Origin of the sequence: Lacrimispora sp. 210928-DFI.3.58 (assembly GCF_020554865.1) — a bacterium.
GTDB lineage: Bacteria > Bacillota > Clostridia > Lachnospirales > Lachnospiraceae > Enterocloster.
In genome coordinates this window covers 1-8,422 of the sequence record NZ_JAJCIC010000073.1, presented here as the reverse complement: position 1 = coordinate 8,422, position 8,422 = coordinate 1, and the positions used below count along the sequence as shown (strand labels likewise).

Here is an 8,422-nt window from a genome sequence, read left to right as displayed (position 1 = left end):
ATGCATACCAGGGCAAGGCTCCAGGACATCCTGCAGGACAGCCGGGCCTCCTTTAGGCGGCCTTTGAGCTGCCTGCATTTCTCTTCCAGCTCTTCGTAGCTGGGATCAGTTGTTACTTCTATCATTGGGGTGTGCCTCCTTTCTACTGCTTGTCCACCATGGCCGCCCTTAGGCGGTCTCCATTTTTTCTTTTTGGGCCAGGCTGCTTGATACAATGATGGATAGATGCTTCAAAATCGCCTGGCGTTCCTCTTCTGTCTTTACAATGTAGTCATTATGAAATTCTACCGTACAGTTTCCTATCTGCATTTCTCTGACCTTCATATCACCACCCCTCTCTGATAGATTGTATGTGGTACGGTTTGTACTTGTTGCTTGCTTTTTACTCCCCTCCCTCTTATACTGTAATTACAAGCGTTTGCGCTAAGTAAAAAAGAAAGAGGCTTTGTTTTATGTCTGAAAAAACAAAATTTAGTATTATCGGTTTTCCTGATTTCCCTGTCTCTGTTGATAAAGCTTTTCAAAACCTTACAGATAAACCCAGTAAAAGTGTCGGCGAAACTTTAAGTGATATTTGGTTTCTGGTGTTCGGCGGATTATCACATCTAGCTGATAAACGTCGTTTACAATTTGCAAAAGATCTAGAATTATTTCGTTCGGAATTAGTACAATCCCTTTCTGAAATCCCGGATGAAAATAAAGCAGAGCCATCTATTCAAATAACTGCTCAAGCCCTAGAAAATTCTAAATACTGCATAAGTGAACCAGAGCTTCGTCAGATGTTTGCTACATTAATATCCAGTTCCATGGATAAAACTAAACGCAATCAGGTTCATCCTTCTTTTGCTGAAATAATTAAACAAATGTCTGCACTTGACGCCAAAATAATTCACACATTTAAATACGGTCCCAGCGATGGTTTTCCAATCTGTAAATATGGTATGTCAAAAAAGGGAGAACTTGGCTACTATACATTGTTGGAGAATGTTTTTCTCGAGTGTCCTGATGAATCGGTATTCTCATGTTCACTGTCCATTTCTTCATTAATACGGGCAGGACTCATTAACATTCCTCCAAATGCCTATTATGGAAATCCAGAATATTACAAACCCTTTGAGGAACATGAGCAATTCAAAACATATCAACAACAACACCCCGATTTTATAATTAAACTTCATAAACAGCGGGTTTGCCTTACACCATTGGGTTGTTCATTTGTCAATACTTGCATTCCTAATTGATTGTCTCAACAACTCAAATAAATCTTTTACATAGCCGTCTATTACATTAAATGTATGGACGGCTGATACTTTACCATAAATCGCAGAAACGACCAGGGCCGTGACTGCTGCCACCATAATTGTTTTTATCATCTTCCTGCCTTTCTTCTTATCCTGTCTCTTTGCATTCTGAATTGAAACACAAAAGGCCTTTCAAACTTTGTGGACACGCCTTAAATGCCATTCCTTGCCCAAACGCCAGGAGCTTTTGTTTCTCCTCTTCTGTCAGTAAGGGAAGGATTTCTTCAAACGTGTTAATTATTCTTTTTTCGTTTTCATTGAGCGCCATTTTTATCACCTCCTCGTATCTTACATCTACATAATAGTCCCTTAAAGATATTTTGTCAATACTTTTCTGTTGACTTAAGATACTTTTTGTGATACTATCAAGTTATAAAAATAAGTGAGGGGGTGTTAACGGTGAATGAGCGACTTAAAAATTTACGAAAGAGATTAGAGCTAAGTCAAGAAGAATTTGGAAAACGTATAGGCATAACAAAATCTTCTGTATCCAAACTGGAAACTGGTGAGAATAGCCCGTCCGAACAAACCATTAAATTAATTTGTTCAGAATTTAATATTAATGAGATGTGGCTCCGTGCTGGAAAAGGAGAAATGTTTATAGAATTGGATCGTGACGAAGAAATCGCAGCATGGGCCTCTAAAATAACTCGATCTGATTACGGTAATAAATTTGTTCCAGAGTTTGCCCACGTCCTTACTAAGCTGGATGAAAGCGACTGGGAAGTATTAGAGAAGATTGCAAGACTTCTCATTGAAAATAGAAAAAAGGACTAGGTTTTACCCTAGCCCAATTTTCCTTTCACAAAGTGGTATATGATTTTTAGTGAATGATTGTCCGTGATTCTTTCTAACATGCTTATTATTGCGGATATTAATTCTTCATTGCTCATAATATGTACCACCCTTTCCCTATAGCTACTTAAACGACCATACTATTATTACAACGTGCCGGCTATTGAAAAATCCCCACAATATGTAAATTTGTCCACTATGGTGGACAAACTTCGGGGTTATTGCTTTTTCTTCACCGAAAACAGTCTGGATGGGGATACGTCCAGTGCCAGGGAAAGGAGACACAGGGTACGTAAAGTGGGTTCCCGCTGACCGTTTTCGATAAAATTTATTGCGGATTTGCTAACCCCGGATTTTTCGGAGAGTTCGCGAAGCGACATATTCCTTTCTTCCCGGACTTCTCTGATATGATAGGTTATTTCAATATCCATTTCATCACCTCACAGATAGTATCTGCTTAAAGTGGTGAAGCAATTCAGAACTTACGTTCGTTTTTATTATATCAGAACATCTGTTCTATTTCAATATGTAGAATTAATTAGCCATGGGCTTTTTAATAATATTGTATCCAGGAGGAAGAGTTATATGAGAAAAGCAAAATTAATCATGGTGGCTGCTCTGTCATCCATGGCGATTACCGCTTGCGGAGGAAGTGCCACTCCCTCTGAAACAACGGTTGCTACAACAGCTGAAACAACAACGCCAGCAGAGACAGCCGCTGAGGCGGCGGTCGAAACCGAGGCTGAAACCGAGGTAGCTAAGGAGGTGGCTCTGATCGAAGATGATAGCATTCCAACAGAATATAAGTCTGCCTTAAACAAGGCAAATACATATAGCGATATGATGCATATGTCCAAACAGGGAATTTATGACCAGCTTACCTCTGAATACGGCGAGAAATTCTCTGAGGAAGCTGCCCAGTATGCCATTGACAATATGAAAGCAGATTGGAACGCAAATGCATTAGAAAAAGCTAAAACCTATAGTGATACCATGTATATGTCTAAGGCTGGAATATATGACCAGCTCGTTTCCGAATATGGAGAGCAATTTACTTCTGAGGAAGCTCAGTATGCTATTGATCACATTGAAACCGATTGGAATAGAAATGCTTTGGAAAAGGCAAAAACCTATCAAGAGACAATGAATATGTCCCCGGAAGCAATCAGGGATCAGCTCGTTTCTGAATACGGCGAAAAATTTACGCAGGAAGAGGCAGATTATGCCATCGAGAACCTTGATTAGACAACCGTAGCAACTTGTAAATAATTGCAAAAACCGTTCAGTGCTTCCAACACAGAACGGTTTTCACATAGATTTCTCTTACCAGATTGCTCCGGCATGATATAATCCAGCCCAAACAAATTATATCATTCCTGGAGCGTCCTGGCAAGGGGCGTATTTTTTATACCCAAAATCATATATTGTGACAAGGAGATGATATAATGCGATTAAAAACCGATGGCATCTATTACGCTTATTTACGAAAATCGCGCGAGGATCGCGAGGCCGAAATCCACGGTGAAGGTGAGACTCTGGCCCGGCACGAGAATATACTGAAGGATCTTGCTGAACGATATGGAATCCAAATCTCCGAATGGTATCGCGAAGTGGTCTCCGGAGAGACCATTGCCGCCCGTCCAGAAATGCTGCGACTCCTCAATGACATTGAATCAAGTCATCCAGACGGGATCCTGGTAATTGAGATCGAACGTCTGGCCCGCGGGGACACCCGTGATCAAGGGTTAATTATGGAAACCTTGAAATACTGTAGCACAACGGTCATCACCCCCATGAAGGTCTACGATCCATCAAACGAAATGGATGAAGAATATTTTGAGTTCGGTCTCTTCATGAGCCGCCGGGAGTATAAGACCATCAAGCGGCGCCTGATTACGGGCCGCTACGCCGCCGCCAAAGAAGGAAAATGGACAGCCGGGAAGGTGCCTTACGGATATGAATCCTACAAATTGAAAGCTCAAAAGGGTTACAGTCTGAAGATTATCCCGGAGGAAGCTGAGGTGGTTCGCCTTGTCTATCAGATGTATCTCCACGGATCTCCTGAAACAAATGGGCTGCCTGCCGGTGCCAAACGCATTGCAGACGCTCTCAACCTCATGCAAATTCCATCTAAGACCAATGGCCAATGGACTCCTGGGGTAATTCGGGATATGCTTACTAATTGTGTCTACGCTGGGCGCATTCGATGCGGCAGACGTAAGCTCAAGAAAACAGTGCGAAACGGTACAATCATCCGATCTTCTCCCATTCAGAAGGATTATTCCGAGTATTCTGGTCTCCACGAACCAATAATAGATATTGAGACTTATGAGGCTGCGCAGAGACGCTTTGAGCAGCGCTCCAACCGCCCTCCCTTTTTGGATAGCGGAATCAAAAACCCGCTGGCCGGCGTTCTTCGCTGCGGAAAATGCGGTCATGCTCTGATCCGCCGCCCGCATGCTCCGAAGGAGACTCAGGACTGGTATCTATGCAAATATTGTGATATGCCCGGAGCAGCCTTGGATGATGTGGAAGAAAAAGTAATTCTCGGCCTGGAAGAATGGCTCAAAGAGTACAGCATCACTGTAGGGGATGATAATGTCACCGTCATTACCTCTGAAGTTCTTAAAAAGCAGTTGAAGGTAAAGCAGAGTAAGCTCCAGGAATTGATGCGAAGGCAAAATAAGATATACGAATTATTTGAAACGGAAATATATGATTCCGATACCTTTAAGGATCGCATCACTGCTTCCAAACAGGAAACCGATCGAGCAAAGGCAGAGATAAGCGAATTAGAAAGGCGCTATAAGGAACAGGCAGCTCTGGAGGCCAACAAAGACGCTATGATCCCTAAGGTTCAGCATGTCCTTGACACCTACTGGTCTTCTTCACCAGGAGAGCGCAATATGATGCTCAAAGAAGTGGTACAGAAAATCGAATACTCTAAAGAAACGAGGGGAACCAAAAAATATGTCCCAGATTTCAGGTTAAAAATATATCCCAGGCTCTGAGGATGGCCTGGGATTTTTACTGATATATGAAATGTGTCTACTCATAAATACGCATAAAAAAGCCTCCCGGCTGCTTCTTACTACCTATATATGCAGCCGGGAGGGAAAATGACCCTTGTCCCTCTTATGAAATTGTGATCAGAACAGCGGAACGACTGCACCCTCGTAGGTGTCTTCCATGAACTGCTTTACCTCAGGGCTTGTGAGAGCCTCAACCAGTGCCTTTGTAGCAGGAGTTTCCTCATCACCCTCTCTTACTGCAACCACATTTCCGTAGGTAGTAGCTGCTAAGGACTGGGAATCCTCTGTTGCAAGGGCATCGCTTACCTTTAAGCCGGCCTCGATGGCATAGTTGCCGTTGATAACTGCGATATCGCCGTCAGCCAGGGAACGTGGCAGCTGAGCAGCCTCCAGCTCTACAATGTCCAGGTTCTTCGGGTTCTCAACAATATCGTTCTTTGTTGCTTCCAGGCCAACGCCGTCCTTCAGCTTGATCAGGCCCTGAGCCTCCAAAAGGAGCAGAGCTCTTGCCTCGTTGCTCACGTCATTTGGTACAAGAACAGTTCCTTTTTCCGGAACAGCATCTAAGGATGTGCTCTTTCCAGCGTAAATGCCGAATGGCTCATAGTGAATCGCACCGGCGCTCACCAGCTTTGTGCCGTTCTGCTGGTTAAAGGAATCCAGATATGGCTTGTGCTGGAAATAGTTGGCATCCAGATCGCCGGAATCCAGCGCATTGTTTGGCTGTACGTAATCCGTGTACTCTACGATCTCCAGCTCATAGCCTTTGCTTAAAAGCACGTCCTTTGCAGCTGCTAAGATCTCTGCGTGGGGAGCAGGGCTTGCGCCTACTACGATCTTCTGGAGCTCACCGGCTGCTGCTGTGGTCTCCTCTGCCTCTGAGGCCTCAGTCTCAGCCTCTGATCCCGCTTCGGTAGCCTGAGCCTCTGTCTGTGCTGCTGTGGTCTCCTTTGCACCGCCGGAGCATGCTGTCAGAGATGCTGCAAGTGCTGCTGCCAATACTGCTGTTGTTAACCATGTCTTCTTCATAATGTTTCCTCCTCGTTTTGGGTATAAACCCTTTATTTTCCGGCCTGGCTTTGGGATACTGTCCTTCGGATGCTGTCCTCTGGATGCGGCCCCTCGGACCGGCCACTATATGAATCAGCCGGAGTGATCCCCGGCGGATTTCCCGGATCTGATCAGCCTGCCCAGACTATATGCAGGCCTTGGGGCTCTTCCATCACCGTATGCGCTTGTCGCTGTGTCTCGATAGCCTCATGAATACCTCCTGTATGATCTGGACAATGATGACTAACAGCACCACCGTCACAAGCATCATATCTGTCTGGTAGCGGTGATAGCCATAACGGATAGCAATGTCTCCCAGACCGCCTGCGCCCACAGAGCCTGCCATCGCAGAGTAACCTAAGATCGTGGTGATGGAAATGGCTGCTCCCACTAAAAGGGATGGCTTTGCCTCAGGCAGCAGCACCTTCCAGATGATCTGCCACGGGGATGCGCCCATAGACTTTGCAGCCTCGATCACGCCTGCGTCCACCTCCTTTAAGGACGATTCCACCATACGGCTGATATATGGGAAGGCGGAGATCACTAAGGGCACCACTGCCGCATTAGGACCGATGATCTTTCCAACCACAAGCCTTGTAAATGGGATCACCATAACAAGCAGGATGATAAAAGGCACGGAGCGCAGAAGGTTGATGACCACTCCTGCCACCTTGTTGTAAAGAGGCACCGGACAGATGCCGTCCTTTTCTGTCACCACCAGGGAAATGCCCAGCGGAATACCTAATATATAGGATAAAAGGGAGGACAGGGATACCATGTAGACTGTTTCCCATATTCCTTTTCCCAGCATGTTCATTGTTGTTGCATCAAACTGCATGTTAACGCACCTCCTCAAATGTGACGTTGGCTGTCTTTAAGTAGTTGCGGATCCTTCCCGCATCTACTTCGTCCTCCGGAAGCTGAAGGAGCATATGGCCCATGGCCTTTCCTTCAATGTCCCTTGTGTCCGCATGCATGATATTCACAGGCACCTTACAGGCCAGTACCATATTGGCAAGCACAGGCTCTGAGGACTCCCTGCCGTCAAAGATAATACGTATCTGACGTGAATTCCCAAAGGTGGCTCTCTGGGCAGCCGCATCTCCCAGGATCAGCTGCCTGCCGATATCTGACTTAGGCCCGGAGAAGATCTCCGATACCTTTCCCACCTCGGCGATGTGGCTGTGGTCAATGATGGCAACTCTGTCGCAGATCGCCTCGATCACCGCCATCTCATGGGTGATCACGATCACGGTGATCCCCATCTCCTTATTGATCTTTTTCAGGAGCTGGAGGATAGATTTGGTTGTGTTGGGATCCAGGGCGCTGGTGGCCTCGTCGCAGAGCAGCACCTTCGGATTCGTCGCCATGGCCCTGGCAATGGCAACCCTCTGCTTCTGGCCGCCGGAGAGCTGGGCCGGATAGGCCTTCATCCTGTCCTCCAGTCCCACCAGCTTCAGGAGCTCCTCTGCCCTCTTCCTGGCATCCGCCTTGTTCACCTTGGCAATCTCCATTGGGAAGCATACATTCTGGAGCACATTTCGCTGGGCCAGCAGATTGAACTGCTGGAAGATCATCCCCATGGACTGCCTGGCCTGGCGCTTCTCCTTTTCCTTCATTGCTGACAGGTTCTTTCCCTCAAAAATGACTCTTCCTGAGGTGGGCACCTCCAGATAGTTGATGCAGCGCACCAGGGTGCTCTTTCCGGCTCCTGACAGGCCTATGATCCCAAAGACCTCTCCCTGGCGTATGTCCAGGTTGATGTCATCCAGGGCTGTCACTGTGCCGTTTGCAGTGGCAAACTGCTTTCCCAGGCCCTCCAACCGGATGATCGTTTCTTCCTTCCTGTTTTCCATGGCGTTTTCCCTTCCTGTAAAAAAGGCCGCATGTCCTGCACAGACTTGCGGCCCCGAAATGCTGATTCAAATAAACAGTTCCAAAATGTCTTAATCCATACAGATCATCCTAACATTCAGTTTTGAAAACACGAAAGATACACAGCACATCATGCACATGCTGCCCATCATGTCCATATTCATCTGCATGGCTCTGAACTGGTTCATGATATGTCTTCCTCCTGCTTTTCTCCGAATGCGTCTCCCTTGCGGGCTCCGGGATTAATCTTAGTTAAGAAGATACAACACTTGTTTCTATTTGTCAAGACTTTTTTGCCCCATCTCACTTATGAGCTGTAGGATTACAATACATGTGTTACAACTGAATAATTAAAAAGCAGAGATGCTG

Annotated in this window: 10 protein-coding genes; 4 read left to right on the top strand and 6 right to left on the bottom strand. The window is 45.9% G+C overall.

The features are described from left to right. Positions 1 to 168 precede the first annotated feature (168 nt). Entirely contained in the window at positions 169 to 324 is a 156-nt protein-coding gene (locus LIZ87_RS21620; protein ID WP_227149182.1) for a hypothetical protein, read from the bottom strand. Positions 325 to 452: 128 nt separating this feature from the next. Between LIZ87_RS21620 and LIZ87_RS21615 the strand changes: the two genes are divergently transcribed. Continuing rightward, the gene (locus LIZ87_RS21615; protein WP_227149181.1) at positions 453 to 1,241 is read left to right on the top strand and encodes a DUF4393 domain-containing protein; all 789 of its coding nucleotides are present in this window, start codon (positions 453 to 455) and stop codon (positions 1,239 to 1,241) included. A gap of 148 nt (positions 1,242 to 1,389) precedes the next feature. Here LIZ87_RS21615 and LIZ87_RS21610 read toward each other — a convergent pair whose 3' ends face one another. Then, positions 1,390 to 1,569 carry a hypothetical protein gene (locus LIZ87_RS21610; protein WP_227149180.1) on the bottom strand — a complete coding sequence of 60 codons (180 nt, stop codon included), beginning with the start codon at positions 1,567 to 1,569 and terminating at the stop codon, positions 1,390 to 1,392. Between the two features lie 131 nt (positions 1,570 to 1,700). Here LIZ87_RS21610 and LIZ87_RS21605 point away from each other — a divergent pair, with 131 nt between their 5' ends. Continuing rightward, on the top strand, positions 1,701 to 2,078 hold the full coding sequence (locus tag LIZ87_RS21605) for a helix-turn-helix domain-containing protein (RefSeq protein ID WP_227149179.1): 378 nt from the start codon (positions 1,701 to 1,703) through the stop codon (positions 2,076 to 2,078). Positions 2,079 to 2,314: 236 nt separating this feature from the next. Here LIZ87_RS21605 and LIZ87_RS22970 read toward each other — a convergent pair whose 3' ends face one another. Further along, the gene (locus tag LIZ87_RS22970; protein ID WP_227149178.1) at positions 2,315 to 2,527 is read right to left on the bottom strand and encodes a helix-turn-helix domain-containing protein; all 213 of its coding nucleotides are present in this window, start codon (positions 2,525 to 2,527) and stop codon (positions 2,315 to 2,317) included. A gap of 154 nt (positions 2,528 to 2,681) precedes the next feature. Here LIZ87_RS22970 and LIZ87_RS21595 point away from each other — a divergent pair, with 154 nt between their 5' ends. Together LIZ87_RS21595 and LIZ87_RS21590 are read left to right on the top strand one after the other, a co-directional pair. Further along, positions 2,682 to 3,341 (top strand): Ltp family lipoprotein, encoded by a 660-nt coding sequence (locus LIZ87_RS21595; protein ID WP_227149177.1) that lies wholly within the window; start codon positions 2,682 to 2,684, stop codon positions 3,339 to 3,341. Positions 3,342 to 3,541: 200 nt separating this feature from the next. Beyond that, positions 3,542 to 5,107, top strand: coding sequence for a recombinase family protein (locus LIZ87_RS21590; RefSeq protein ID WP_227149176.1), 1,566 nt, complete (start codon positions 3,542 to 3,544; stop codon positions 5,105 to 5,107). 138 nt (positions 5,108 to 5,245) lie between these two features. Here the strand turns inward: LIZ87_RS21590 and LIZ87_RS21585 are convergent, their stop codons facing one another. The 3 genes from LIZ87_RS21585 to LIZ87_RS21575 form a co-directional block, all read right to left on the bottom strand. Next, positions 5,246 to 6,157, bottom strand: coding sequence for a MetQ/NlpA family ABC transporter substrate-binding protein (locus tag LIZ87_RS21585; protein ID WP_178316753.1), 912 nt, complete (start codon positions 6,155 to 6,157; stop codon positions 5,246 to 5,248). Between the two features lie 193 nt (positions 6,158 to 6,350). Continuing rightward, positions 6,351 to 7,016, bottom strand: a complete 666-nt coding sequence (locus tag LIZ87_RS21580; RefSeq protein ID WP_178316754.1) for a methionine ABC transporter permease — start codon at positions 7,014 to 7,016, stop codon at positions 6,351 to 6,353. Between the two features lies 1 nt (position 7,017). Then, positions 7,018 to 8,034 carry a methionine ABC transporter ATP-binding protein gene (locus LIZ87_RS21575; RefSeq protein WP_178316755.1) on the bottom strand — a complete coding sequence of 339 codons (1,017 nt, stop codon included), beginning with the start codon at positions 8,032 to 8,034 and terminating at the stop codon, positions 7,018 to 7,020. Positions 8,035 to 8,422: the final 388 nt, after the last annotated feature.

Coding starts and splice junctions, on each gene's coding strand:
- LIZ87_RS21620 (WP_227149182.1), bottom strand. CDS start 324: ATGAAGGTCAGAGAAATGCAGATAGGAAACTGTACGGTAGAATTTCAT.
- LIZ87_RS21615 (WP_227149181.1), top strand. CDS start 453: ATGTCTGAAAAAACAAAATTTAGTATTATCGGTTTTCCTGATTTCCCT.
- LIZ87_RS21610 (WP_227149180.1), bottom strand. CDS start 1,569: ATGGCGCTCAATGAAAACGAAAAAAGAATAATTAACACGTTTGAAGAA.
- LIZ87_RS22970 (WP_227149178.1), bottom strand. CDS start 2,527: ATGGATATTGAAATAACCTATCATATCAGAGAAGTCCGGGAAGAAAGG.
- LIZ87_RS21595 (WP_227149177.1), top strand. CDS start 2,682: ATGAGAAAAGCAAAATTAATCATGGTGGCTGCTCTGTCATCCATGGCG.
- LIZ87_RS21590 (WP_227149176.1), top strand. CDS start 3,542: ATGCGATTAAAAACCGATGGCATCTATTACGCTTATTTACGAAAATCG.
- LIZ87_RS21585 (WP_178316753.1), bottom strand. CDS start 6,157: ATGAAGAAGACATGGTTAACAACAGCAGTATTGGCAGCAGCACTTGCA.
- LIZ87_RS21580 (WP_178316754.1), bottom strand. CDS start 7,016: ATGCAGTTTGATGCAACAACAATGAACATGCTGGGAAAAGGAATATGG.
- LIZ87_RS21575 (WP_178316755.1), bottom strand. CDS start 8,034: ATGGAAAACAGGAAGGAAGAAACGATCATCCGGTTGGAGGGCCTGGGA.